Below are 24,240 nucleotides of genomic sequence, written 5' to 3'. Positions count from 1 at the left end.
GATTTAAGGAGGAGAAAAAAATGGCGAAAGCAAAATTTGAAAGAAGCAAGCCCCATGTAAACATAGGAACAATCGGACACGTAGACCATGGAAAGACAACCTTAACAGCAGCAATCACAATAACATTAAACAAAAGATTTGGAACAGGGGGAGCAGTAGCCTTTGACCAAATCGACAAGGCACCAGAAGAAAAGGAAAGAGGAATCACAATATCAACATCCCACGTAGAATACGAAACACCAAACAGACACTATGCCCACGTAGACTGCCCAGGCCATGCTGACTATGTAAAGAACATGATTACAGGAGCAGCCCAAATGGACGGAGCGATTCTGGTATGTTCAGCAGCAGACGGACCAATGCCTCAAACAAGAGAGCACATCCTGTTATCAAGACAGGTAGGGGTACCATACATCGTAGTATTCTTAAACAAATGCGATATGGTGGATGACGAAGAGCTATTAGAATTAGTAGAAATGGAAATTAGAGATTTATTGAACATGTATGAATTCCCAGGAGACGATACACCAATTGTAAGGGGATCAGCACTACAAGCATTAAATGATCCAGATGGAGCATGGGGAGATAAGATTGTAGAGCTGTTTGAAATCATAGATGGATACATTCCAGAGCCAGAAAGAGATACCGACAAGCCCTTCCTAATGCCAGTAGAGGACGTATTCTCCATTACAGGAAGAGGAACAGTAGCAACAGGAAGAGTAGAAAGAGGTATCGTAAAGGTACAAGACGAAGTAGAGCTAGTAGGCTTGGCAGACGAGAAGAGAAAACTGGTAGTAACAGGAGTAGAAATGTTCAGAAAGCTACTAGACCAAGCCCAAGCGGGAGACAACGTAGGGGTACTGTTAAGAGGGATCCAAAGAACAGAAATTGAAAGAGGACAAGTATTATCAAAGCCAGGAACAATCAACCCCCATACAAAGTTTAAGGCAGAGGTATACGTATTAAAGAAAGAAGAGGGAGGAAGACATACACCCTTCTTTGACGGATACAGACCTCAATTCTACTTTAGAACAACAGACGTAACAGGAAGCATCAAGCTGCCAGACGGAGTAGAAATGGTAATGCCAGGAGACAACATTGCAATGGAAATCGAACTAATCAGCCCGATAGCGATTGAAGAGGGATTAAGATTTGCGATTCGTGAAGGCGGAAGAACAGTAGGAGCCGGTGTTGTTGCTTCTATTACTGAGTAGTAAGATTGTTATAGCAGCATAAGGACTACTAAAATTTAGAAGAAGAGGTTTCTCTTCTTCTAAATTTGTCTTATAGAAGGTATAATTTTCCTAAAGTAAGACAAAATAACAGCAGAATTTTGGAATAAAAATTATATTAAAAAAGAAGGTTTCATCACGCTTATGAATATTAAGCTAAACGAAAGAAGCTCACTTTAAAAAAATCATGAAATTATTGAAAAAACCTTGGTGAAACTAGAAATTTAGCTTGATATTTTATTTCCAATGTTATAAAATATATTAGTGTGTGTTAGGACTGCGATGAAGCGGAAGGTTGCTAAAAAGGAAATTTTCGCTGAGAAATGTCTTGATCAATGAATCGGGCGACAGGATCAAAAACACGTAAATAGGGGAATCGAGGTTTTAAAAAAAATCTCAACACACCCGGAACAGTGTATAATGGTCTCGGTCGTACGTAAAAAAAATCACGTGCGATGCAAAGGAGGGGAATTCTATGGCTCAAGCCAAGGGTAAACAAAAAATTAGAATCAGGTTAAAGGCGTATGATCACAAGGTATTAGATCAATCTGCTGAGAAAATTGTTGATACTGCTAAAAGAAGCGGTGCAGAGGTTTCTGGTCCAGTACCACTACCTACTGAAAAGCAAGTTATCACTATCTTAAGAGCGGTACACAAGTACAAGGACTCAAGAGAGCAATTCGAAATGAGAACCCACAAAAGATTAATTGACATTTTGAATCCAACGCCCAAGACTGTTGACTCATTAATGAGATTAGATTTACCAGCAGGTGTTGATATCGAAATCAAACTGTAATATCGCTGCTGACACTAAGATAAAGAGATGGTTTTAATTCATCCGGTCTTAGTATGATTATACGGATCGTGTAATCCGCTGTAAGATTATAGGAGGTGTAAAATATGAAAGGTATTTTAGGAAGAAAGGTTGGAATGACTCAAATCTTCAATGAAGAAGGACTAGTAATTCCTGTAACCGTAATAGAAATTGAGCCCAACGTTATAACCCAGGTGAAAACAACAGAAAAGGAAGGCTACAGTTCAATTCAAGTGGGTTTTGGTGCCATTAAAGAAAAAAATGTGAATAAGCCTTTAAAGGGACACTTTGAAAAGGCCGGTGTTCAAGCAAAACGAATCCTAAAGGAATTCAGGGTAGAAAATTCCGCTGAATTTACAGTGGGTCAAGAGCTGAAGGCTGACCTGTTTCAGGCAGGTGACAAGGTAGATGTTACTGGAACCTCGAAAGGTAAAGGATTCCAAGGGGTTATTAAAAGACACGGACAACGTAGCGGCCCAAGTGCCCATGGTTCCAGATACCATAGAAGACCAGGTTCAATGGGAGCTGCGACATTCCCCGGCAGAGTTTTTAAAGGTAAAAAACTGCCAGGACACATGGGAAATGTACAAATTACCATTCAAAATCTTGAGGTTGTTAAAATAGACGTCGAAAGAAATGCCCTGTTGGTAAAGGGAGCGGTTCCAGGACCAAAGCGTGGATTATTAACAATTAAAGAGACAATCAAGTCAGGAAAATAATCTAACTACAGAAAGGAGGATTCAACATGCCTAAAGTAGCTGTTTTTAATATTTCAGGTCAACAAGTCAGTGAAATGGAATTAAACGACAATGTATTTGGAGTAAAAGTAAACGAACATGTATTATATGAGGTAGTTAAAAACCAATTAGCCAATAAAAGACAGGGAACTCAATCTGCCCTAACCCGATCAGAAGTACGAGGTGGTGGTAGAAAGCCTTGGAGACAAAAAGGAACCGGTAGAGCAAGACACGGTACAATTCGTTCTCCGCTATGGTCAGGTGGTGGTGTGGTATTTGCACCAAAACCAAGAGACTATCGATATACACTGCCAAAGAAGGTAAGAAGATTGGCGATGAAATCAGCCCTTACCTCTAAGGTGAACAGCAACGAACTGATTGTATTGGATGAGTTGCAGCTAACAACACCTAAGACAAAGGATATGGCTAATATCCTAAAAAATCTAAAAGTAGATAAAAAAGCGTTAATCGTGATGGCCGAAAAGAATGAAGCCGTAATTAAATCAGCCAACAACATTCCAGGTGTTGAAACAACCCTAGTGAACACTTTAAACGTATATGATATCTTAAAATATGATAAATTTATCATTACGAAGGATGCTGTTGAGAAAGTGGAGGAGGTGTACGCATAATGACGAATCCACATGATATCATTATTAGACCGGTAGTCAGCGAACAAAGCATGGACCAAATGGCCGACAAGAAATACACATTTGTGGTAAGAAAGAAGGCCAACAAGACTGAAATTAAAAAAGCCGTAGAAAAGGTTTTTGGTGTTAAGGTAGATAAAGTAAACACAAGCAACATGCTTGGAAAATATAAGCGAATGGGTGCCAACGTTGGTAAAAGAGCAGACTGGAAAAAGGCTGTTGTTACATTGAAGCCCGACAGCAAAGAAATTGAATTCTTTGAAGGCATGTAACCCATAGACTGGAAATAAGAAGGAGGGAATTAGAATGGGTATTAAAAAGTTTAATCCTACTTCGCCAGCGATCAGACAGATGACGGTGTCTACCTTCGAAGAAATCACAAAGGTAGAGCCCGAAAAATCCTTAGTTGAGACCCTGTCTAAATCCGGTGGTAGAAATGCACATGGTAAAATTACCGTTCGTCACCGTGGCGGTGGAAATAAAAGAAAATACAGAATTATTGACTTTAAGCGAAATAAGGATGGTATTGAGGCAAGGGTTGCTTCCATCGAATACGATCCAAACCGATCCGCTAATATTGCTCTATTAAATTATGCAGATGGTGAAAAGAGATATATCATTGCTCCAAACGGCCTAAGGGTTAATGATGTTGTTGTATCGGGCCCTGATGCAGATATTAAAGTAGGAAATGCATTACCTTTGAACAACATTCCAGTAGGTACTGTGGTTCATAATATTGAAATGAAGCCCGGTAAAGGCGGACAAATTGCCAGAGCTGCTGGAAATTCTGCCCAATTAATGGCTAAGGAAGGTAAGTATGCACTATTAAGATTACCATCTGGCGAAATCAGATATATTAGTATCAACTGTAAAGCCACCATTGGACAAGTAGGAAACCTGGATCATGAAAACATCACCATTGGTAAGGCTGGTAGAAAGAGAAACATGGGTATCAGACCTACCGTAAGAGGTTCTGTTATGAATCCAAATGACCATCCTCACGGTGGTGGTGAAGGTAGAGCACCAATCGGTAGACCATCACCAGTTACACCTTGGGGTAAGCCTGCACTTGGATACAAGACTCGAAACAAGAAAAAGGCTTCCAGCAAGTTTATCGTTTCTGGCAGAAAGAAATAGGATAAATGCCTATAGATAAGCCATATAAGGTTTCTGAAGGGAGGAAAAGTAATGAGTAGATCAGTGAAAAAAGGACCTTTTATTCATAAGGGATTATATAAAAAAATCGAAGAAATGAATAAAAATGGGGAAAAGAAGGTTATTAAAACTTGGTCAAGGGCCTCCACAATTTTCCCAAATATGATCGGACACACGCTGGCTGTGCATGACGGAAGAAAGCACGTGCCTGTTTATGTCACTGAGGATATGGTTGGACACAAGCTTGGTGAATTTGCCCCAACTAGAACCTACAGAGGACATGACGATAACGAAAAAACATCTAAAAGAAAATAGAAGAACTTTTCATTATGAAAGGAGGTTGTCATTGTGGAAGCAAGAGCAATCGCTAGGTTTGTAAGAATCGCCCCAAGAAAAGCGCAACAGGTTGTAGACATTGTTAGAGGAAAACAGGTGGATGAAGCTTTAGCAATTCTTAAATTTACCCCTAAGGCTGCAGCACCTATCGTATATAAATTGATCCAATCAGCAGCTGCAAACGCTGAAAATAACAACAATATGGATAGAGAAAAGTTGTTTGTTGCAGAAATTTACGCCAATCAAGGACCAACCATGAAACGATTCAGACCGAGGGCTCAAGGTCGTGCAACGACAATTAGAAAGAGAACCAGCCATATTGGAGTTGTTGTAAAAGAAAAATAAGATCAAGGAGGGAAAAGAATGGGCCAAAAAGTTAATCCCCATGGGTTAAGAGTTGGAATTATTAAAGACTGGGATACGAAATGGTTTGCCAATAAAAAAGACTTTTCAGGCTTTTTATTAGAAGACCATAACATCCGTAAATATATCAAGAAAAAGCTGTTTTTATCCGGTATTGCCAAAACAGAGATCGAAAGAGCGGCCAATAATCGTGTAAAGGTAAATGTTCATACTGCTAAGCCAGGTATGGTAATTGGTAAGGGTGGTCAAGGAGTTGAAGACCTTCGTAAGGACCTTGAGAAGCTGACTGGTAAGCAGGTAGTAGTGAACGTAGTAGAGGTGAAAAATCCTGATATTGATGCACAGCTTGTGGCAGAAAGTATTGCTTTCCAATTGGAAAGACGGGTTTCCTTCAGAAGAGCCATGAAGCAGGCAATGCAAAGAGCCATGAGAGCAGGAGCCAAGGGTATTAAGGTTGCCACTTCAGGAAGATTAGGTGGTGCGGAAATGGCCAGAAGAGAAGGCTATAATCAAGGAAATGTGCCACTTCATACCCTAAGAGCAGATATTGATTACGGATTCCACGAGGCTGACACCACCTACGGAAAACTTGGTGTTAAGGTTTGGATCTACAAGGGTGAAATTCTGCCAACTAAGGGAAGAGTAACAGAAGAAGCGGCAGAGGCTCCCAGAACAGAAGATAGAGCTAAGAGGGGCAGAAAAAGAGAATCGAAGTAAATATCGGCCTTACAGAAAGGAGGAATAGTGCATGTTAATGCCTAAAAGAGTCAAACGTCGTAGAGTGCATAGAGGCAAAATGTCGGGTCAAGCCCACAAAGGGAATAAGGTTTCATATGGAGAGTATGGTATTATGGCTTTAGAGCCAGCCTGGATTACATCTAATCAAATCGAAGCAGCCCGTATTGCCATGACCAGATCGATTAAAAGAGGGGGTAAAGTTTGGATTAAAATCTTCCCTCATAAGCCAGTAACAAAGAAGCCTGCTGAAACCCGTATGGGTGCTGGTAAAGGTTCGCCTGAATTCTGGGTGGCAGTCGTTAAGCCAGGTAGAGTTATGTTTGAAATTGCAGGAGTTTCAGAAGAAAAGGCAAGAGAAGCCATGAGACTTGCTATTCATAAACTGCCTATTAAATGTAAGTTTGTAACACGTCAAGAATTAGAAGCAAAGGGTGGTGAAGCTGATGAAAGCTAATTCTTTAAGAGATATGACAGAAGTTGAATTGAATCAAAAGTTAAACGATCTGAAAGGTGAGTTATTTAACCTGCGTTTCCAGTTAGCAACAGGCCAGCTTGAAAACCCTTTAACAATTCGAAATGTCCGTAGAGATATTGCGAAGGTTAAAACCATTATCCGTGAAAGAGAAATAAAAAAAGTAAAGGCATAATAATTCGAGGGTATGAAAGGAGGCCAATTACATGGAAAGAGGGCTTAGAAAGACCAGAGTAGGTCGAGTCGTCAGTGATAAAATGGATAAGACAATTGTTGTTCTTGTTGAAGACTTTGTACGTCATCCCCTTTATGGGAAAGCAGTAAAAAGAACAATCAAATTTAAAGCACATGATGAACAAAATGAGTGCGGCATTGGTGATCGTGTAAGAATTATGGAAACTAGACCCCTATCTAAGGATAAAAGATGGAGACTAGTGAAGATCGTTGAAAAGGCGAAATAATTTTTTGATGCGAAGGGAGGTCCTACGATGATTCAACAGGAATCAAGACTTAAAGTTGCAGATAACTCTGGTGCTAAGGAGTTGCTTTGTATCCGAGTATTAGGTGGTACAAGAAGAAGATATGCAAGAGTGGGTGATGTTATCATCTGTACAGTTAAAAGTGCAACACCAGGGGGTGTTGTAAAAAAAGGCCAAGTTGTTAGGGCTGTGGTCGTAAGAACATCTTCAGATATTCGACGTAAGGACGGTTCTTATATTAAATTTGATGAGAATGCGGCGGTAATCGTAAAGGAAGATAAACAACCGGTAGGAACTCGGATCTTTGGGCCGGTAACAAGAGAACTTAGAGAAAGAGACTTTATGAAAATCGTCTCATTAGCTCCAGAAGTATTATAATCAAGGAGGTGTCATTTAATGCACGTCAAAAAAGGTGATACAGTAGTTGTCATTTCTGGCAAAGACAAAGGAAAAAAAGGCAAAGTACTTCAGGCCTATCCCAAGAAAAATCGCGTAATTGTTGAAGGGGTTAATATTGTGACAAAACACCAAAAACCCAACCAACAAATGCAGCAAGGGGGCATTATTCACCGGGAAGCTGCTATCCATGCGTCTAATGTAATGATTTTTGATAAAAAGGCGAACCAAGGCGTTCGAGTTGGATATAAAGTGTTGGAAAATGGTGAAAAGGTTAGAGTAAGCAAAAAGACAGGAGAAGTTTTAGATTAACCTGAATGAAGGGAGGTACATTTCAGCATGGCTAGATTAAAAGAAAAATATATAAACGAAGTTAGTCCAGCACTAATGGAGAAGTTTGGATATAAAAATGTGATGGAAATTCCTAAGCTAGAGAAGATTGTCGTAAATATGGGTGTGGGTGAAGCTAAAGATAACTCAAAAACCTTAGAAGGAGCCGTGAAGGAATTAGCTGAAATCACCGGCCAAAAGCCAGTGATTACGAAGGCTAAGAAATCCGTTTCTAACTTTAAAATTCGTGAAGGTATGCCTATCGGAACTAAGGTTACCCTTAGAGGCGAAAAAATGTATGATTTTGCAGATAAGCTAATCAACATTTCCCTTCCCCGGGTTAGAGACTTCAGAGGTGTCAGCATTAATGCCTTCGACGGAAGAGGAAACTATGCCCTAGGAATTAAGGATCAACTGATTTTCCCTGAAATTGATTACGATAAGGTAGAAAAGGTTCGTGGAATGGATATTGTTTTTGTAACATCAGCAAAAACCGACGAAGAATGCCGGGAACTGTTAAGTTTAATGGGAATGCCTTTTGCAAAGTAGAAGAGGAGGGAAAAACGAGTGGCGAAAAAATCTTTGATCGTTAAACAATCGAGAAAACCCAAATATAAAACTCGTGCCTATACGAGATGTACTATATGCGGAAGACCTCATGCTGTATTAAGAAAGTTCGGTATATGCCGTATTTGTTTTAGAGAATTAGCTTATAAAGGCCAAATACCAGGTGTAAGAAAAGCAAGCTGGTAGAATTGGGGAGGAGGTAAAGAAAATGACAATGACAGATCCAATTGCAGATATGCTGACCCGTATTCGAAACGCAAATGCTGTAAAACATGAAACTGTTGATGTGCCTGCATCAAACTTAAAAAAGGAAATAGCTAACATCCTTTTAAATGAAGGCTTTGTGAAGGGCTTTGATGTAATAGAGGACGGAAAACAAGGTATTTTAAGAATACAGCTTAAATACGGAAAAGATAAAGAAAAGGTGTTAACTGGCATTAAGAGAATTTCGAAGCCAGGACTAAGGGTATATGCCAAGAAGGACGAGATTCCAAGAGTATTAGGTGGATTAGGAGTAGCAGTCATCTCTACTTCAAAGGGAATCGTAACCGATAAGATAGCAAGAAAAGAAGGCATTGGCGGAGAAGTAATCGCTTATATCTGGTAGTCGCAATCAATAGATAAGGAGGTGCAAGCATGTCAAGAATAGGTAATAAGCCGATTGAAATACCACAAGGTGTGGAAATTAATATAGATGAAAAAAATGTTGTTACGGTTAAAGGGCCTTTGGGCGTTTTATCGGAGCAAATTCACAAGGATATCGAATTTAAGACAGAGGGAAACCAATTAGTGGTTTTAAGACCTACAGAAAATAAAAAGCACAAATCATTACACGGCCTTTCAAGAACTTTAGTTGCCAATATGGTTCAAGGGGTAACAAAGGGCTTTGAAAAGAAGCTTGAGCTTGTAGGGGTAGGTTATCGTGCCAATAAGCAAGGCAAAAAGCTTGTATTAAACCTTGGTTATTCCCATCCAGTTGAAATGGTGGAGCCTGAGGGAATCACCGTTGAAGTACCTAGCCAAACTGAGGTTCTTGTAAAGGGAATCAATAAGCAGAAAGTTGGAAACTACGCTGCGAAGATTCGTGAACAAAGAAAGCCTGAACCATATAAGGGCAAAGGTGTTCGATACGCTGGTGAAGTAATCAGACGTAAAGAAGGTAAAACTGGAAAGTAATTGAAAGGAGTGATACGAGGTGTTTAAAAAGGTAAGCAAAAACCTTACAAGAAAGAAAAGACATACAAGAGTTCGTGGAAAAGTCTTCGGTACTCCTCAACGTCCAAGATTAAACGTGTATCGAAGCTTAACCAATATCTACGCTCAAATTATAGATGATGTCGATGGAAAAACCCTAGTTGCTGCTTCCAGCCTGGATAACGAAATTAAAGGGAAGGTAAACAGCACTGGTAATCAAGAGGCCGCCAAGCTGGTAGGTCAATTAGTTGCCAAGAAGGCACTAGATAAGGGAATCGAAACAGTTACCTTTGACCGTGGCGGCTATATTTACCACGGAAGAGTGAAGGCCCTTGCAGAAGGAGCCAGAGAAACCGGTCTTAAGTTTTAATAAGAAGGAGGGAAATAGATGCAACGAAATAAGCTGATCGATGCAAGTCAATTGGATGTTAAAGAGCATGTGATAGATATAAGACGTGTCACCAAGGTTGTTAAGGGTGGTAGAAATTTTAGATTTGCTGCATTGGTGGTTGTTGGTGATGAAAACGGACATGTGGGAATTGGATCCGGAAAAGCAATGGAAATTCCAGACGCTATCCGTAAGGGAATTCAAGATGCTAAAAAGAACATGATTCAGGTGCCTATTGTTGGTACGACAATTCCCCACGAAGTTATCGGACACTTCGGAGCAGGTAATGTACTAATTATGCCTGCAAAGGAAGGTACCGGTATCATCGCCGGCGGACCAGTACGTGCTGTATTGGAGCTGGCAGGACTTAAGGATGTAAGAGCAAAATCTCTTGGTACAAATAACTCTAGAAATATGGTTAATGCAACAATCGATGGATTAAACCAATTAAAGAGGGTTGAAGAGGTTGCAAAACTAAGAGGTAAGTCCGTAGAAGAACTCTTAGGTTAGGAGGGAAAATCCATGGCGAAAGCGCTGAAAATAAAATTGGTAAGAAGTACCATTGGAACGCTGCCTAAGCAAAGAAAGACAATTGAGGCTTTAGGCTTGAAAAAAATAGGCCATACTGTAGAGATTGTAGATAATCCTCAGACAAGAGGAATGGTTGAAGTCGTAAAACACTTGGTTGAAGTGACTGAAATCTAGTTGAATTAAAGGAGGTGTAGACATGAAATTACATGAACTTAAACCTGCTAAGGGTGCTGTCAGAGGTACTAAGAGAAAAGGTAGAGGTACAGGAAGCGGTCTTGGTAAAACTGCCGGCCGTGGTGCCAACGGACAAAACGCCAGAAGCGGTGGTGGTGTAAGAGTGGGATTTGAAGGAGGACAAATGCCTCTTATCAGAAGAATCCCTAAAAGAGGATTTACAAACGTATTTAAGAAGCAATTCAATACAGTGAATGTTGATGCTTTAAATATATTTGATAATGGTACAGAAGTGACAATAGACCTTTTAAAGGAAAAGGGAATTGTTAAGAAGATTGAGAAGGACGGTCTAAAAATACTAGGCGATGGCAACTTAGAGAAGAGCATTACGATCAAGGCTCAAAAATTTACAAAAGCAGCCGTTGAGAAGATTGAAGCTGCTGGAGGAAAGGCAGAGGTGATCTAAGGTGATATCGACCTTAAGAAATGCTTGGAAAATTCCAGAACTAAGAAGTAAAATCCTATACACCCTGATGATGCTGGTTGTATTTCGATTAGGATCAGTAATTCCTGTTCCAGGTATAAACATCGATGTTGTTAAAAGCCTGGTTGAAAATGCAGGATTACTGTCTTTCTTTGATTTGTTCTCTGGTGGCGCCTTTGGTAATATGACTATTTTTGCCTTGAGTATTACACCGTATATCACCTCATCTATTATTATGCAGCTTTTAACAATTGCTATTCCCAGCCTGGAAGAAATGGCGAAGGAGGGCGAAGAAGGCAGAAAGAAAATTGCTCAATACACCCGGTACGGAACCGTAGTATTGGCCTTGATTCAAGCATTGGCCATTAGTATCGGATTATTTGGCAGTGCATTAATCTCAAGGGATTTCTTCAGTGTAACTGTTGTGGTACTAACCTTAACAGCAGGTACTGCCTTCTTGATGTGGTTAGGAGAACAAATTACTGAAAATGGAATTGGCAATGGCATTTCATTGATAATCTTTGCCGGTATTGTGTCTAGAGTTCCTCACAACATTAGACAAACAGTATTCCAATTAAGGCAAGGAACATTATCAATCGTATCACTGATTGTTTTCCTATTATTCTCTGTTCTAATTATAGCAGGTGTTGTGGCAATTTCAGAAGGAACAAGAAAAATACCAGTACAATATGCCAAAAGAGTAGTAGGGCGAAAAATGTACGGTGGCCAAAGCTCCCATATTCCATTGAAGGTGAATCAAGCAGGGGTAATTCCGGTGATCTTTGCAATGTCTTTACTATCCTTTCCACAGACCATTGCAATGTTCATGGGACAAGACAGCTGGTTAGCCAGATTTGTTTCAACCTGGTTAAATCCTAACAGCGTTAATCCCGCAGGAGTTATTATATACTCTCTGCTAACTGCAATATTAATTATATTTTTCACCTATTTCTACACAGCCATTACCTTTAATCCTGTCGAAGTGGCTTCAAACATGAAGAAATATGGTGGATTCATTCCAGGGATCAGACCTGGAAAGCCTACCTCAGACTACCTAAGCAAGGTATTAAATCGAATCACCTTAGCCGGAGCCGTATTTCTAGCTGTGATTGCCTTATTGCCCACAGCAATTATGCAAATTACAGGTATGGCGATTGCCTTTGGCGGTACAGCATTACTGATTGCTGTTGGGGTAGCCTTAGAAACAATGCAGCAAGTAGAAGCTCAAATGTTAATGAGGCATTATCAAGGCTTCTTAAAATAAATGGGTCATGGGAAATTTCCCATGGGTCTAAATCTTCATACCGGGAGATGGTATCATGAGAATTATATTACTCGGCCCCCCAGGAGCCGGTAAAGGAACTCAAGCAGCATCTATCGCTGAGGAATTTAGCATTCCCCACATCTCCACAGGAGACATTTTTCGTTATCACATCAAAGAGGGTACTGAGCTTGGTAAAAAGGCCAAATCCTTTATGGATCAAGGTCTGCTGGTTCCCGATGAATTAGTGGTGGCTATTGTAGAGGATCGCCTTAAGCAGCAGGACTGCCGTGACGGCTTCCTCTTAGATGGCTTTCCACGAACAGTAGTTCAAGCCGAGGCTTTAGATGCAGTAATGGAAAAAATGGGTGTGTCTCTGAATAAAGTGATCAATATCGAAGTAGATAAGCAGATCCTTGTGGAAAGAGCAGTAGGGCGAAGAATTTGCAAATCCTGTGGTGCTACCTACCATGTCAAGTTCAACCCTTCAAAGACCGGTGAAGCCTGCGAAAAGTGCGGTGGCAGCCTATATCAGAGGGATGATGATAATGAAGCAACCGTCACCAGGCGTATAGATGTGTACTTGAATGAAACAATGCCGCTGATTGAATACTATCAAGGTCGTGGCAAGCTTGCAGTAATCGATGGACAGCAACATATTGATAAGGTCTACCAGGATATTGTCAATGTGTTAAAAGGAGAAGCATAATGATTACCCTCAAATCTCCACAAGAAATCAAGCTCATGCGAGAAGCTGGTAGAATCGTTGCTGAGACACATGAATTAATTAGAAAGGCAATTAAACCAGGGGTTACAACCAAGTATTTAGATGCCATGGCAGAGGAATATATACTAAAAAAGGGAGGGACTCCTGCCTTTAAAGGATACGGAGGTTTTCCTGCCAGCATATGTGCCTCAATTAATCATGAAGTAGTTCATGGAATACCTGGATTAAAAAGGCTGGAAGAGGGCGATATTATAAGTATAGACATTGGCGTGCTCCTTCAAGGCTATTACGGAGACTCGGCGAAGACCCACGGAGTTGGGCAAATCAGCCAGAGGGCGCAGCAGTTAATTGATGTGACTCGGGAGAGCTTCTATCAAGGCTTACAGTTTGCCAGAGAAGGATATCGTCTGTCAGATATATCTAACCGCATACAAACCCATGTTGAGGCCCAAGGTTTTTCAGTCGTTAGAGATTTCGTTGGTCATGGAATAGGTACTCAAATGCATGAGGAGCCCCAAATTCCTAATTATGGTCCTCCAGGCAAGGGACCAAGGCTAAAGGCGGGTATGGTCTTAGCAATTGAACCTATGATTAATGCAGGTACTTATGAGGTAAAGGTATTAACTGACGGATGGACAGTGGTCACCCTTGATGGTGAATATTCCGCCCATTATGAGCATACGGTGGCAATTACGACGGATGAACCTGAAATTTTAACAGTCTTATGATGTTGATAAACGAGGTGACAATGTGGAATATAACGATTTAAGTATTGGTCAGGTGGTACGTTCAACCAAGGGAAGAGATCAAAACCATGTATTTATTGTAATTGGCAAAGTAGATGAGGATCATGTTCTAATTGCCGATGGGGATCTTCGAAGGATGGAAAAGCCGAAAAAGAAAAAGGTTAAACACCTGGCAAAGTTTAATATTATTTCACATGAAGTGAAGGACCGTATCATAAACCAAATAAAGATCAATAATGCTTTCGTTAGAAAAGAGCTGGAAAGATTGGGAGTAAAGTCCCCGGATTAAGGATTGGAGGTTTGATTGCCAAATGTCAAAGCAAGACGTGATTGAGGTAGAGGGTACAGTTAAAGAAGCGCTGCCCAACGCCATGTTTATTGTTCAGCTTGAAAATGGGCATGAAATCTTAGCACACATATCAGGCAAGTTAAGAATGAATTTTATTAGAATATTACCGGGAGATACGGTAACGGTTGAATTATCTCCTTATGATTTGACTCGTGGTAGAATAACCTGGAGAAAGAAGTAGTTAGGAGGGACTTGTAATGAAGGTGAGACCATCAGTGAAACCAATTTGCGAAAAGTGCAAAATCATTAAAAGAAAAGGCAGAGTTATGGTGATCTGTGAAAATCCTAAGCATAAACAAAAGCAAGGATAAGGTAAAATAGGCTGGTATTATGTCATCATTGATGATATAATATAATATTGTGATAATTAGTTATACGGGGAGCGGCTGATCAGAGAAATCTGATCCCTGTAGACTAACTATTATAAATAGATTATTTAAAATTGACAATTAAGTAAACAACCACTATATTAAATTGTATTTTGTAGGATAAAGATCTAGGAGGTGTAAGCGTAAATGGCCAGAATAGCTGGGGTAGATTTACCAAGGGACAAACGTGTAGAAATTGGTTTAACTTATATATTCGGAATCGGTAGAAAAACTTCCAATAGTATTTTAGCAAAGGCAGGCGTGAATCCTGATACAAGAATTAAGGATTTAACAGAAGAAGAAGTTAATGCCTTAAGAAAGGAAATTGATGCCGGTTACCAAGTAGAAGGGGATCTAAGACGAGAAATTGCTTTGAATATTAAACGTCTAAAGGAAATCAGATGCTACAGAGGAATCAGACACATCAAAGGACTTCCTGTTAGAGGACAAAAAACAAAGACAAATGCCCGTACTCGTAAGGGACCAAAGAAAACTGTCGGTCGTAAGAAGAAAAAATAATAGATAAGGAGGGATAATCGGCATGGCAAAAGTTGCAAAAAAGAAAACCACTCGTACAAGAAGAAGAGAACGTAAAAATATAGAACGAGGTCAAGCGCATATTCAATCAACCTTCAATAATTCAATTATTACCTTGACTGATATGCAAGGAAACACCATTGCTTGGTCCAGTGCTGGTCAATTGGGCTTTAAGGGTTCAAGAAAATCCACTCCCTTCGCTGCTCAAATGGCTGCTGAGGCCGCTGCTAAGGTGGCAATGGATCATGGATTAAGAACCGTTGAGGTTTATGTAAAGGGACCAGGAGCTGGTCGTGAGGCTGCCATTCGTGCGTTACAGGCAACCGGCATTGAAGTAAATCTAATCAAGGATGTTACTCCAATTCCCCATAATGGCTGTAGACCACCAAAACGCAGAAGAGTTTAGTATAGATTAGGAGGTGTAAGTAAATGGCTAGATATACAGATGCAGTATGTAGATTATGTCGTCGTGAGGGCATGAAATTATATCTGAAGGGTGAGCGCTGCTACACCGATAAGTGCTCCATTAACAAAAGAAATACCCCCCCAGGACAACATGGAGCAAGCAGAAAGAAAATGTCAAACTACGGAATTCAGCTTAGAGAAAAGCAAAAAGCAAAGAGATTCTATGGCGTACTTGAGAGCCAATTCAGAAAATATTTTGAAATGGCCGATAAGCAAGCTGGAATTACAGGTGAAAACCTATTAAGAATTCTGGAATCTCGTTTAGATAATATGGTTTACAGACTTGGCTTTGCCAGTTCTAGAGCCCAGGCAAGACAATTGGTAGTACATGGACACTTTACAGTAAATGGTCAAAAGGTAGATATTCCTTCCTATTTAGTAAAGGTTGGTGACGTGATTGCTGTTAAAGAAAGGTCCAAGAGCTCTGATAAGTTTAAAGGTTTAGCAGAAAGCTTTACTGGTTCAGTGCCCAACTGGTTATCAGTAGATATGGAAAAATTAGAGGGAAAAATTGTTTCATTGCCTTCAAGAGAAGATATCGACCTACCAATTGCCGAAAATCTAATCGTAGAGTTATATTCTAGATAATGATTTTTTGGAATCAGTTACCCTCGAGATAATAGTAAAGAGACTTAAAGGAGGGTTTATAATTATGATAGAAATGGAAAAGCCTAAAGTAGAAATTGTAGAGGTCAGTGACGATAATACCTATGGAAAATTTGTAGTTGAGCCTCTAGAAAGAGGATATGGCACAACACTTGGTAATTCCCTAAGACGAATTATGTTGTCTTCCTTACCAGGTGCTGCCGTCACCTCTATCAAGATCGATGGCGTACTTCATGAATTTTCAACGGTTCCCGGGGTGAAGGAGGATGTAACAGAGATCATTCTGAATATGAAGGATTTATCTGTTAAGCTTCATAGTAACGAACCCAAAACCGTTCGAATTGAGGCTGAAGGAGAAGGCGTTGTAACAGCAGGAGACATTATAGCCGATGCAGATGTGGAAATTCTAAATCCTGACATGCATATTGCAACCCTTGATTCTGATGCCAAATTAATGATGGAAATTAACATTTCTAACGGAAGAGGATACATTTCTGCCGAAAACAACAAACATGCAGGAATGCCCATTGGTGTCATCCCAGTTGATTCTATCTTTACACCTGTAAAGAAGGTAAGTTATGCTGTAGAAAATACAAGGGTTGGTCAAGTAACCGATTACGATAAATTGATTATTGATGTATTTACCGATGGCAGCATTAAACCTGACGAGGCAGTATCCCTGGCGGCAAAGATTATGAATGAGCACTTAAATCTCTTTATTACCTTGACAGAGCATGTCAATGATGTAGAAATCATGGTGCAAAAAGAGGAAGATAAAAAGGAAAAAGTGCTTGAAATGACCATTGAAGAACTTGATCTATCTGTACGCTCCTACAATTGTTTAAAGCGTGCAGGAATCAATACAGTGGAAGAGCTTACCCAAAAATCTGAAGAGGATATGATGAAGGTAAGGAACCTCGGAAAGAAATCATTGGAAGAGGTGCAAAAAAAGCTTGCTGAGTTAGGCCTAGGCTTAAGACCAAGCGACGATTAACAAGTAAGAGGTAAGGAGGGATCAACATGGCTCAGTATCGTAAACTAGGACGTGAATCTGCACATAGAAATTTAATGCTAAGAAACTTAGTCACCAGCCTACTTAAAAGTGGTAAAATTGTTACCACTGAAGCAAAGGCTAAGGAAACAAGAAGATTAGCAGAAAAGATGATTACCCTCGCTAAAAGAGGAGATCTTCATGCCAGAAGACAAGCATTAGCGTTTATCACTGATGAAACAGTAGTTAAGAATTTATTTGATGATGTAGCGCCTAAATACCAGGATAAAAACGGTGGTTATACCCGTATAATGAAGCTTGGACCAAGAAGAGGCGATGCAGCAGAAACCGTTATTTTAGAATTAGTTTAAGCTTAAATAGATGGGAGGGATTAAGTGTGGCACTTAGTCCCTGTTTTTTTATAAAAAAAATTATTTGAAGCCCCTGGCAGATTGAAAATGTTTTTCATAAAACCATGGTTTTTTAGGTTAAAATAAGATATAATAATTATGATTTCAAGGTTACAGGCATTAACAGACCTTGAAAGATTGATCTTATAATGAATAAAGAAGGGATCTCAATGGGCAATATGATTGAAATTGATCGCGTTAAATATCAATATCAAAATAATGAAAAGGAAGTTATCGCCCTGAATGAAGTTGAACTTAAAATTCAGCAGGGCGAATTTGTTGTTATTATAGGGCATAATGGTTCTGGCAAATCTACCTTGTCAAAGCATATGAATGCATTACTGCTGCCCTCGGGCGGTCAGGTGCTGGTTAAGGGAATGAATACAAAGGATGAAGAAAAACTATGGGAAATACGGCAGACTGCCGGTATGGTTTTTCAAAACCCTGATAACCAAATCGTTGCTACCATTGTAGAGGAGGATGTGGCCTTTGGGCCAGAAAATTTAGGCGTTGAGTCTGAAGAAATCCTAAAGCGGGTAGAAGAGTCCCTTGGGGCTGTTGACATGTTAAGCTACCGGAATAAGGCACCTCATCTCCTATCGGGAGGGCAAAAACAGCGGATTGCCATAGCCGGTGTCATTGCCATGAAGCCCGACTGCATCATTTTAGACGAGCCTACTGCCATGCTGGACCCGGCGGGCCGCAGAGAAGTAATGAATACGGTTAAAAAGCTAAATAAAGAAGAAAATATTACAGTTGTCCATATTACTCACTTCATGGAGGAGGCCGTGGACGCCGATCGGGTCATTGTCATGGAAGAAGGACGGATCATATTAGAAGGTACTCCCCCAGAGGTTTTTTCCCAGGTTAAAAAATTAAAGGAATTAGCCCTTGATGTACCACAAATGACTGATTTGGCTCATGAATTAAGGGAGGCAGGCCTCAATCTGCCTGATGATATACTTACAGTAGACGAGATGGTGATGAAATTATGTCAATTAAAATAGAAGGCCTAACCCACATCTATAACCCCAATAGCCCCTTTGAAACCAAAGCCCTGGATAATATTAATCTAGAGATACAATCAGGCGAATTTATTGGGCTGATTGGCCACACTGGTTCAGGAAAATCAACCTTAACCCAGCATCTAAACGGACTATTAAAACCCCATAGCGGCAAAATATTCATTAATGATGTTGATATTACCGATAAGGGAATCAAGCTAGGAGAAATACGAAAAAGGGTAGGACTCGTATTTCAGTACCCAGAGCACCAGCTATTCGAGGAATCAGTCTTTAAGGATATTGCCTTTGGGCCAACCAACCTGGGATTAAAGGAAGAAGAGGTGGCACAACGGGTGAAGGAAGCCATGGAATTGGTTATGCTTAATTTTGATGAATTGAAGGATCGTTCACCCTTCGAGCTAAGCGGCGGGCAGCGAAGACGGGTAGCCATTGCCGGCGTACTGGCCATGAAGCCTGAGGTACTAATTTTAGACGAGCCCACCGCCGGCCTTGACCCAAGGGGGCGTGATGATATATTAGATCAAATTAAGCGCTTTCATCAGGAAATGAAAAATACAGTAATCTTAGTTTCCCATAGTATGGAGGACATTGCCAAACTGGTGGATCGTATTATTGTCATGCATCGGGGAACCGTGGCCTTAACGGGTACTCCGGGGCAGGTTTTTCAAGAGGTAGATACCCTTGAATCCATTGGCCTGGGCATCCCCCAGATTAGTTATTTGGTGAAGCGATTAAAGGAAGCCGGTATCCAGCTTAGAGAAGATATATTTACAGTGGAAGAAGCCAGGGAAGAAATACTGAAGTGGGTAAGGAGTCGAAAGCATGCTTAAAGATATTACCATAGGACAATATTATCCAACGGGGTCCATTATACACCAGCTAGATCCCAGAACCAAAATAGTAGGAACCTTTGCCCTTATTGTGGGGCTGTTTATTGTCAGCAATTTTATTGCCTATGGCTTTGTTACGGCCTTTATCCTCGGCTGCATACTGATTTCAAAAATTCCAGTGAAGTATATGCTTAAGGGCATTAAACCCCTCAGGTTTATTATCCTAATCACCTTTTTAATTAATATATTCATGACAAAGGGTGAAATTATATTAAGGCTGGGGCCATTGAATGTAACCGCCGAGGGCCTGTATCAAGGCATATTTATGGCAATCAGGCTGATTCTTCTGGTAATGGGAACCTCTATCCTAACCTTAACCACCTCTCCCATTGCCCTGACCGATGGTATCGAAAATCTATTGAAGCCCTTTAAAAAAATTGGAATTCCAGCCCATGAGCTGGCCATGATGATGACCATTGCCCTCAGGTTTATTCCAACACTGCTAGAGGAGACAGATAAGATTATGAAGGCCCAGATGGCCAGGGGGGCCGACTTTGAAAGCGGGAACATCATTAATCGGGCAAAGGGCCTGGTGCCCCTTTTAGTACCTTTATTTATCAGCTCCTTTAGAAGGGCCGACGAATTGGCCATGGCAATGGAGGCCCGATGCTATCGTGGTGGTGACAACCGAACAAGGATGAAGCAGCTTCAGATGACAGGTAAGGATTATTCAAGCCTTGCGGCCATTACAGGGCTATTACTGATATTAATTGCCATAAGAACCTTTATGTAATATTGACCTATTGGTCAATTATAATTCAATCCCATTATCACGTTGACAGGGTGAGATCGTTGAGAAATATCTTAATAGAAATAGAATATGACGGCACCAATTATTATGGGTGGCAGTTGCAGCCCAGGGGGAAGACCATTCAGGCAGAAATCATTAAATCCTTAAGAAAGCTGACAGGTACTGAAGTGGCAGTTCATGGTGCAGGCAGAACCGATTCCGGAGTCCATGCCCGGGGCCAGACTGCCTCCTTTATGCTGGAGAACAGTATTCCCACCGAAAGAATTCCCCTGGCCATGAACAGACTACTGCCCATGGATATCAGCGTCAGGGCGGCCCATAATATGAGTAAGGATTTCCACGCCCGATACAGTGCCATAGGAAAGCGTTATAGCTACCAAATTTTCCAGGGGGTTAACCGTAGTGCTCTGCTAAGAAATTATAGCTATCATGTAATGAACTCCTTAAATTTGGAAAGAATGAAAATAGGGGCAGCGATGCTGGTGGGTACCCACGATTTTAAGGGATTTATGTCTACCGGCAGCAACGTTAAAAATACGGAGCGAACCATTCATACCATAGATTTTAAAGAACAGGGAGAGAGCCTGTGGATTTCCTTTGAAGGCAATGGCTTTCTCTACAACATGGTTAGAATTATGGTGGGAACCCTGATAGAAATTGGTTTGGAAAGAAGGCCCCTTGATCATATTGAGCTGGCTCTAACGCACCAAAACCGTAGTTATGCCGGGCCTACGGCTCCGCCCCAGGGTCTGTTTTTAGATAAGGTATTTTACCATGAATTAGAGCCATAGGCCAGGATGGATAAATTGCCAAGGGTATGATTTTACCCCTTGACACGCTAGGTAGGTTGTATTACAATATATACAGTGTGTAAAATCGATCCACTCGCCCCGGATCTTGACACATAGATGGAACGGCAAAATTAAGCTTTGATACGTATTAAGGAGGGAAAATGATGAAGTCATATATGGCTAAGACTAATGAAGTAGAAAAGAAGTGGTACCTGGTTGATGCTGAAGGCAAAACCTTAGGTCGTTTAGCCACAGAGGTTGCTACTATATTAAGAGGTAAACATAAACCAGAATATACACCCCATGTAGATACAGGAGACTTTGTAATCATCATTAATGCAGAAAAGGTTGCATTAACAGGTAAAAAATTAGATCAAAAGTTCTATACTTATCATACAGGCCATCCAGGTGGATTAAAACAAATATCCTTCAGAAAAATGCTTCAGGATAAGCCAGAACAATTGGTGTACAATTCCATTAGAGGAATGCTACCTAAAACAAGATTAGGCAGACAAATGGTTAAAAAATTAAAGGTGTACGCTGGCGGACAGCATAACCATGAAGCGCAAAAGCCAGTTAAACTTGAGCTATAAAAAGGTTGAGGTCGAAAGGAGGAGTTATTGAAGATGGCAAAATTAGCTTATTACGGAACAGGTAGAAGAAAAAAATCAATTGCTAGAGTTAGATTGGTTCCAGGTGAAGGGAACATCACAATAAATAAAAGAGATATTGAAGAATATTTCAATTATGAAACCTTAAAAAGAGAAGTAAAGCAACCATTGGCATTAACCGATACATTAAGCAAATATGATGTAATTGCCCTGGTTAATGGTGGTGGCTTCACAGGCCAAGCAGGTGCCTTAAGACATGGTATTGCCAGAGCACTGGTAAAATCAGATGAAGAATTAAGAGCTGCATTAAAAAAGGCAGGCTTCTTAACTCGAGATGCAAGGGCTAAGGAAAGAAAGAAATACGGCTTAAAGGCAGCAAGACGTGCGCCTCAGTTTTCAAAGAGATAATTTTATTTCAATACAAAATCTCCAAATCATTACGATTTGGGGATTTATTTATTATACCGGTCACCTATGCTATACTGAGATAAAAGGTCCACCGGGGGGAGTTAGGATGAAGAAATTATATATCATTTTTAAACTATTGATTATTTTTAATTCCTTAACGAATCTACTATGGCTAATGTACGAAAGCCCAGTCTACATTTATGCTATCAACCTGCTCATTTCAATGGTTCCTGTAGTCGTTATTTTATTTACCAATGGGAAGGGGCAACTAAAATGGCTATTATATGTCTTGCCAGTAGTATTGATCTTTGAGCCTGTTATCGTATATACCAAATACGCATCTATTCCCCTGACATTTTTGGCCATTGTAATGGGGATTGTAATTTATACTTTTTTATATCATTACTACCATTATGAATATGATTACCTGCAGGATTAAATTTTGAAATCAAAGATAAATAAAAAAATAAAAAGTGTAACAAAAAATCCCTCAAATTATGGTGTTTGGGGGATTTTATTAATTAATCTTTAATTTCCTTAAAAAGCTCGTAGGCCTTTTTTTTCGCCTCTTCCAAAATCTCAATTCCCAAAGGGGTAATTCCATAGTATTTACGAACCTTTCCCTCGACGATCCTTTCCTCCATTTGTAATAGGCCATTAGATTCCATACTGTGCAGCAGTGGATAGAGGGTGCCCGGACTCATATCATAGTCATGCTCCTTCAGTTCTTCAATCATCCATGAACCGTAAAAGGGCGAAACCTTAGCGTGGTGTAATATATGGATTTGAATAAACCCCAGAAAGAACCTTCTAAGAATTTTAGCTTGCATAATAAATCATCTCCTGATACAATTTACTTATCGAAAACCGATATCGAATATTGATATAATTATAGCATATGTTTTTATAGCAATTCAATAGATAATAAAAAAGAACAAAAACCTAACTAGGTAAAAAGTTATTTATGGAAGGCGGTGTTAGGTATGAAGGAAATTTTTTTGTACTTTATAAAAATAGGATTTTTAGGGTTTGGTGGGCCGATGGCCCATATCGCCATGATGGATGAGGAATTGGTTGAAAAGCGGAAATGGCTCTCAAAGGAGGGTTTTTTAGAGGGAATTGCAATATGCAATATGCTACCGGGGCCGGCATCTACTCAACTGGGAATCTATATGGGCTATGTCAAAGGAGGATTATGGGGCGGAATCATAGCCGGTACAGCCTTTATTTTTCCAGCCTTTATTATAATGGTAGCATTAAGCTATTTATATTTTAACTATGGTACCTATCTACAAATACAGGGAATCCTCTATGGCATCAATCCCCTGGTGATTGCCCTGATTAGTATCTCCCTGATAAAAATGGCAAGGAAGTCCATAGCTGACCACGCAGGGGTTATAATATTAATTGTCAGTGCATGTCTTGTCTATTTTTTTAACTTCAATACCATATTGGTTATGCTTTTGGCAGGGTTAGTTGGAATAACCATATACCACCTGCCTAAGGGCGGTAATAGGGCTTATGCTATAGCCCTACTTCTGCCCCTTCATTCCAGCTTAACAAGGCTGTTTACATTTTTTCTAAAGGTGGGTTCCTTTATTTACGGCGGCGGATTAGTGATTATTCCCTTTATAGAGCAAGAGGTGGTTCAACGGCTTGGATGGCTAACTCAGCAGGAATTTTTGGCGGGTATTGCCCTGGGAGAAGTGACTCCGGGGCCCGTTGTAATCACTTCTGCCTTTATAGGCTATGGTGTCTACAGTTTTTTGGGAGCGGCTGTTGCAACACTGGCTATTTTTTTACCCTCCTTTGTTTTCATATTGGCAGCAGCCCCCTATTTAAAAAAGCTAAAAGATATACGTTGGATAAAAGCTTTTTTAAAGGGGGTCAATGGGGCAGTCATAGGAACCATTTTGGCTGCCAGTCTGAAGCTGGTACCCAATGCCCTGGTGGATCTCTGGACAGTACTGATTGCCCTGGGGGGATTCGTAGCCTTAATGAAATATAAGGCTAATATATTGTTCAGTGTAAGCATTTCAGGAATCCTAGGAGTTGTCATAACATATCTCATCAAATAGAAGCAGACCCTTTAACCTACCCAAACGGCTAGTATCCTGTGTCAGTTAAAAGACGAGATAAGGCCTGAGACAAATTTTCTAAAAGTAAGGTGTAGGAGGAAGCCATATCGGGCAATATGGCGACTGAAGACAACGCAACTGTTTTGGGAAATTTGGCTAGGGATAGTCCGTTAATTTAGATGATGC

General features: G+C 40.3%; 42 protein-coding genes. 41 read left to right on the top strand and 1 reads right to left on the bottom strand.

What is annotated here, in order from left to right:
- The first annotated feature begins 20 nt into the window (after nt 1-20).
- The 40 genes from tuf (at nt 21) to ACYQ1I_RS04000 (ending at nt 22,415) form a co-directional block, all read left to right on the top strand.
- Nucleotides 21-1,214 carry an elongation factor Tu gene (gene tuf / locus ACYQ1I_RS04195; protein WP_459762686.1) on the top strand — a complete coding sequence of 398 codons (1,194 nt, stop codon included), beginning with the start codon at nt 21-23 and terminating at the stop codon, nt 1,212-1,214.
- A gap of 493 nt (nt 1,215-1,707) precedes the next feature.
- Nucleotides 1,708-2,028: a 30S ribosomal protein S10 gene (gene rpsJ / locus ACYQ1I_RS04190; RefSeq protein WP_459762684.1), complete on the top strand. Its 321-nt coding sequence runs from the start codon at nt 1,708-1,710 to the stop codon at nt 2,026-2,028.
- A gap of 104 nt (nt 2,029-2,132) precedes the next feature.
- Nucleotides 2,133-2,765 carry a 50S ribosomal protein L3 gene (gene rplC, locus ACYQ1I_RS04185; protein WP_459762682.1) on the top strand — a complete coding sequence of 211 codons (633 nt, stop codon included), beginning with the start codon at nt 2,133-2,135 and terminating at the stop codon, nt 2,763-2,765.
- A gap of 26 nt (nt 2,766-2,791) precedes the next feature.
- Nucleotides 2,792-3,415, top strand: coding sequence for a 50S ribosomal protein L4 (gene rplD / locus ACYQ1I_RS04180; RefSeq protein WP_459762680.1), 624 nt, complete (start codon nt 2,792-2,794; stop codon nt 3,413-3,415).
- On the top strand, nt 3,415-3,705 hold the full coding sequence (gene rplW, locus ACYQ1I_RS04175) for a 50S ribosomal protein L23 (protein WP_459762678.1): 291 nt from the start codon (nt 3,415-3,417) through the stop codon (nt 3,703-3,705). The genes rplD and rplW overlap by 1 nt, the downstream gene beginning before the upstream one ends.
- A 34-nt stretch (nt 3,706-3,739) precedes the next feature.
- Nucleotides 3,740-4,570 carry a 50S ribosomal protein L2 gene (gene rplB, locus ACYQ1I_RS04170; RefSeq protein WP_459762676.1) on the top strand — a complete coding sequence of 277 codons (831 nt, stop codon included), beginning with the start codon at nt 3,740-3,742 and terminating at the stop codon, nt 4,568-4,570.
- Nucleotides 4,571-4,621: 51 nt separating this feature from the next.
- Nucleotides 4,622-4,903 carry a 30S ribosomal protein S19 gene (gene rpsS / locus ACYQ1I_RS04165; protein ID WP_459762674.1) on the top strand — a complete coding sequence of 94 codons (282 nt, stop codon included), beginning with the start codon at nt 4,622-4,624 and terminating at the stop codon, nt 4,901-4,903.
- A gap of 33 nt (nt 4,904-4,936) precedes the next feature.
- The gene (gene rplV / locus ACYQ1I_RS04160) at nt 4,937-5,269 is read left to right on the top strand and encodes a 50S ribosomal protein L22 (protein WP_459762672.1); all 333 of its coding nucleotides are present in this window, start codon (nt 4,937-4,939) and stop codon (nt 5,267-5,269) included.
- Between the two features lie 18 nt (nt 5,270-5,287).
- Entirely contained in the window at nt 5,288-6,004 is a 717-nt protein-coding gene (gene rpsC, locus ACYQ1I_RS04155) for a 30S ribosomal protein S3 (protein WP_459762670.1), read from the top strand.
- A gap of 31 nt (nt 6,005-6,035) precedes the next feature.
- Nucleotides 6,036-6,479: a 50S ribosomal protein L16 gene (gene rplP / locus ACYQ1I_RS04150; RefSeq protein ID WP_459762668.1), complete on the top strand. Its 444-nt coding sequence runs from the start codon at nt 6,036-6,038 to the stop codon at nt 6,477-6,479.
- Nucleotides 6,469-6,672 carry a 50S ribosomal protein L29 gene (gene rpmC, locus ACYQ1I_RS04145; RefSeq protein WP_459762666.1) on the top strand — a complete coding sequence of 68 codons (204 nt, stop codon included), beginning with the start codon at nt 6,469-6,471 and terminating at the stop codon, nt 6,670-6,672. The genes rplP and rpmC overlap by 11 nt, the downstream gene beginning before the upstream one ends.
- A 31-nt stretch (nt 6,673-6,703) precedes the next feature.
- Nucleotides 6,704-6,958, top strand: a complete 255-nt coding sequence (gene rpsQ / locus ACYQ1I_RS04140; protein ID WP_459762664.1) for a 30S ribosomal protein S17 — start codon at nt 6,704-6,706, stop codon at nt 6,956-6,958.
- A gap of 27 nt (nt 6,959-6,985) precedes the next feature.
- The gene (gene rplN, locus ACYQ1I_RS04135) at nt 6,986-7,354 is read left to right on the top strand and encodes a 50S ribosomal protein L14 (protein ID WP_459762662.1); all 369 of its coding nucleotides are present in this window, start codon (nt 6,986-6,988) and stop codon (nt 7,352-7,354) included.
- An 18-nt stretch (nt 7,355-7,372) separates the two neighbouring features.
- Entirely contained in the window at nt 7,373-7,684 is a 312-nt protein-coding gene (gene rplX, locus ACYQ1I_RS04130) for a 50S ribosomal protein L24 (protein WP_459762660.1), read from the top strand.
- 27 nt (nt 7,685-7,711) lie between these two features.
- A complete protein-coding gene (gene rplE, locus ACYQ1I_RS04125) occupies nt 7,712-8,251 on the top strand; it encodes a 50S ribosomal protein L5 (RefSeq protein WP_459762658.1) in 540 nt (179 codons plus the stop codon).
- 18 nt (nt 8,252-8,269) lie between these two features.
- Entirely contained in the window at nt 8,270-8,455 is a 186-nt protein-coding gene (locus ACYQ1I_RS04120; protein ID WP_459762656.1) for a type Z 30S ribosomal protein S14, read from the top strand.
- Between the two features lie 22 nt (nt 8,456-8,477).
- Nucleotides 8,478-8,876 carry a 30S ribosomal protein S8 gene (gene rpsH / locus ACYQ1I_RS04115; RefSeq protein WP_459762654.1) on the top strand — a complete coding sequence of 133 codons (399 nt, stop codon included), beginning with the start codon at nt 8,478-8,480 and terminating at the stop codon, nt 8,874-8,876.
- 29 nt (nt 8,877-8,905) lie between these two features.
- The gene (gene rplF, locus ACYQ1I_RS04110) at nt 8,906-9,445 is read left to right on the top strand and encodes a 50S ribosomal protein L6 (protein ID WP_459762652.1); all 540 of its coding nucleotides are present in this window, start codon (nt 8,906-8,908) and stop codon (nt 9,443-9,445) included.
- Between the two features lie 19 nt (nt 9,446-9,464).
- The gene (gene rplR, locus ACYQ1I_RS04105; RefSeq protein WP_459762650.1) at nt 9,465-9,833 is read left to right on the top strand and encodes a 50S ribosomal protein L18; all 369 of its coding nucleotides are present in this window, start codon (nt 9,465-9,467) and stop codon (nt 9,831-9,833) included.
- A gap of 18 nt (nt 9,834-9,851) precedes the next feature.
- Nucleotides 9,852-10,361: a 30S ribosomal protein S5 gene (rpsE, locus tag ACYQ1I_RS04100; RefSeq protein ID WP_459762648.1), complete on the top strand. Its 510-nt coding sequence runs from the start codon at nt 9,852-9,854 to the stop codon at nt 10,359-10,361.
- A 12-nt stretch (nt 10,362-10,373) separates the two neighbouring features.
- Nucleotides 10,374-10,556, top strand: a complete 183-nt coding sequence (rpmD, locus tag ACYQ1I_RS04095) for a 50S ribosomal protein L30 (protein ID WP_459762646.1) — start codon at nt 10,374-10,376, stop codon at nt 10,554-10,556.
- 22 nt (nt 10,557-10,578) lie between these two features.
- Nucleotides 10,579-11,022 carry a 50S ribosomal protein L15 gene (rplO, locus tag ACYQ1I_RS04090; RefSeq protein ID WP_459762644.1) on the top strand — a complete coding sequence of 148 codons (444 nt, stop codon included), beginning with the start codon at nt 10,579-10,581 and terminating at the stop codon, nt 11,020-11,022.
- Between the two features lies 1 nt (nt 11,023).
- Nucleotides 11,024-12,304 (top strand): preprotein translocase subunit SecY, encoded by a 1,281-nt coding sequence (gene secY / locus ACYQ1I_RS04085; RefSeq protein ID WP_459762642.1) that lies wholly within the window; start codon nt 11,024-11,026, stop codon nt 12,302-12,304.
- A gap of 55 nt (nt 12,305-12,359) precedes the next feature.
- Complete coding sequence (locus ACYQ1I_RS04080) at nt 12,360-13,010, top strand: adenylate kinase (RefSeq protein ID WP_459762640.1); 651 nt, start codon at nt 12,360-12,362, stop codon at nt 13,008-13,010.
- Nucleotides 13,010-13,756, top strand: a complete 747-nt coding sequence (gene map, locus ACYQ1I_RS04075) for a type I methionyl aminopeptidase (protein ID WP_459762638.1) — start codon at nt 13,010-13,012, stop codon at nt 13,754-13,756. The genes ACYQ1I_RS04080 and map overlap by 1 nt, the downstream gene beginning before the upstream one ends.
- Before the next feature lie 22 nt (nt 13,757-13,778).
- Entirely contained in the window at nt 13,779-14,063 is a 285-nt protein-coding gene (locus ACYQ1I_RS04070; protein ID WP_459762636.1) for an RNA-binding protein, read from the top strand.
- Between the two features lie 22 nt (nt 14,064-14,085).
- Nucleotides 14,086-14,304, top strand: a complete 219-nt coding sequence (gene infA, locus ACYQ1I_RS04065) for a translation initiation factor IF-1 (protein WP_459762634.1) — start codon at nt 14,086-14,088, stop codon at nt 14,302-14,304.
- A gap of 16 nt (nt 14,305-14,320) precedes the next feature.
- Nucleotides 14,321-14,434: a 50S ribosomal protein L36 gene (rpmJ, locus tag ACYQ1I_RS04060; protein ID WP_025434559.1), complete on the top strand. Its 114-nt coding sequence runs from the start codon at nt 14,321-14,323 to the stop codon at nt 14,432-14,434.
- 204 nt (nt 14,435-14,638) lie between these two features.
- Nucleotides 14,639-15,010, top strand: a complete 372-nt coding sequence (rpsM, locus tag ACYQ1I_RS04055; protein WP_459762632.1) for a 30S ribosomal protein S13 — start codon at nt 14,639-14,641, stop codon at nt 15,008-15,010.
- A 22-nt stretch (nt 15,011-15,032) separates the two neighbouring features.
- On the top strand, nt 15,033-15,434 hold the full coding sequence (gene rpsK / locus ACYQ1I_RS04050) for a 30S ribosomal protein S11 (protein ID WP_459762630.1): 402 nt from the start codon (nt 15,033-15,035) through the stop codon (nt 15,432-15,434).
- A gap of 23 nt (nt 15,435-15,457) precedes the next feature.
- Entirely contained in the window at nt 15,458-16,081 is a 624-nt protein-coding gene (gene rpsD / locus ACYQ1I_RS04045; RefSeq protein ID WP_459762628.1) for a 30S ribosomal protein S4, read from the top strand.
- A 64-nt stretch (nt 16,082-16,145) separates the two neighbouring features.
- The gene (locus ACYQ1I_RS04040; RefSeq protein WP_459762626.1) at nt 16,146-17,093 is read left to right on the top strand and encodes a DNA-directed RNA polymerase subunit alpha; all 948 of its coding nucleotides are present in this window, start codon (nt 16,146-16,148) and stop codon (nt 17,091-17,093) included.
- Nucleotides 17,094-17,119: 26 nt separating this feature from the next.
- Entirely contained in the window at nt 17,120-17,461 is a 342-nt protein-coding gene (rplQ, locus tag ACYQ1I_RS04035; protein ID WP_459762624.1) for a 50S ribosomal protein L17, read from the top strand.
- A gap of 209 nt (nt 17,462-17,670) precedes the next feature.
- Entirely contained in the window at nt 17,671-18,507 is an 837-nt protein-coding gene (locus ACYQ1I_RS04030) for an energy-coupling factor transporter ATPase (RefSeq protein WP_459762622.1), read from the top strand.
- Nucleotides 18,492-19,355: an energy-coupling factor transporter ATPase gene (locus ACYQ1I_RS04025; protein ID WP_459762620.1), complete on the top strand. Its 864-nt coding sequence runs from the start codon at nt 18,492-18,494 to the stop codon at nt 19,353-19,355. Before ACYQ1I_RS04030 ends, ACYQ1I_RS04025 begins: the two co-directional genes overlap by 16 nt.
- Nucleotides 19,348-20,148, top strand: a complete 801-nt coding sequence (locus ACYQ1I_RS04020; RefSeq protein ID WP_459762618.1) for an energy-coupling factor transporter transmembrane component T family protein — start codon at nt 19,348-19,350, stop codon at nt 20,146-20,148. Before ACYQ1I_RS04025 ends, ACYQ1I_RS04020 begins: the two co-directional genes overlap by 8 nt.
- Nucleotides 20,149-20,207: 59 nt before the next feature.
- Complete coding sequence (truA, locus tag ACYQ1I_RS04015) at nt 20,208-20,957, top strand: tRNA pseudouridine(38-40) synthase TruA (RefSeq protein ID WP_459762616.1); 750 nt, start codon at nt 20,208-20,210, stop codon at nt 20,955-20,957.
- 164 nt (nt 20,958-21,121) lie between these two features.
- Nucleotides 21,122-21,550, top strand: a complete 429-nt coding sequence (rplM, locus tag ACYQ1I_RS04010; protein ID WP_459762614.1) for a 50S ribosomal protein L13 — start codon at nt 21,122-21,124, stop codon at nt 21,548-21,550.
- 33 nt (nt 21,551-21,583) lie between these two features.
- A complete protein-coding gene (rpsI, locus tag ACYQ1I_RS04005; RefSeq protein ID WP_459762612.1) occupies nt 21,584-21,976 on the top strand; it encodes a 30S ribosomal protein S9 in 393 nt (130 codons plus the stop codon).
- A gap of 106 nt (nt 21,977-22,082) precedes the next feature.
- Nucleotides 22,083-22,415: a hypothetical protein gene (locus ACYQ1I_RS04000; RefSeq protein WP_459762610.1), complete on the top strand. Its 333-nt coding sequence runs from the start codon at nt 22,083-22,085 to the stop codon at nt 22,413-22,415.
- Between the two features lie 82 nt (nt 22,416-22,497).
- Here the strand turns inward: ACYQ1I_RS04000 and ACYQ1I_RS03995 are convergent, their stop codons facing one another.
- Complete coding sequence (locus ACYQ1I_RS03995; RefSeq protein WP_459762608.1) at nt 22,498-22,806, bottom strand: PadR family transcriptional regulator; 309 nt, start codon at nt 22,804-22,806, stop codon at nt 22,498-22,500.
- A gap of 153 nt (nt 22,807-22,959) precedes the next feature.
- Here ACYQ1I_RS03995 and chrA point away from each other — a divergent pair, with 153 nt between their 5' ends.
- The gene (gene chrA, locus ACYQ1I_RS03990; protein WP_459762606.1) at nt 22,960-24,054 is read left to right on the top strand and encodes a chromate efflux transporter; all 1,095 of its coding nucleotides are present in this window, start codon (nt 22,960-22,962) and stop codon (nt 24,052-24,054) included.
- Nucleotides 24,055-24,240 lie beyond the last annotated feature (186 nt).

The organism is Alkaliphilus crotonatoxidans, from assembly GCF_054658015.1.
The sequence above is the reverse complement of the archived record's forward strand: the minus strand, read 5'-3'. Positions and strand labels throughout refer to the sequence as shown.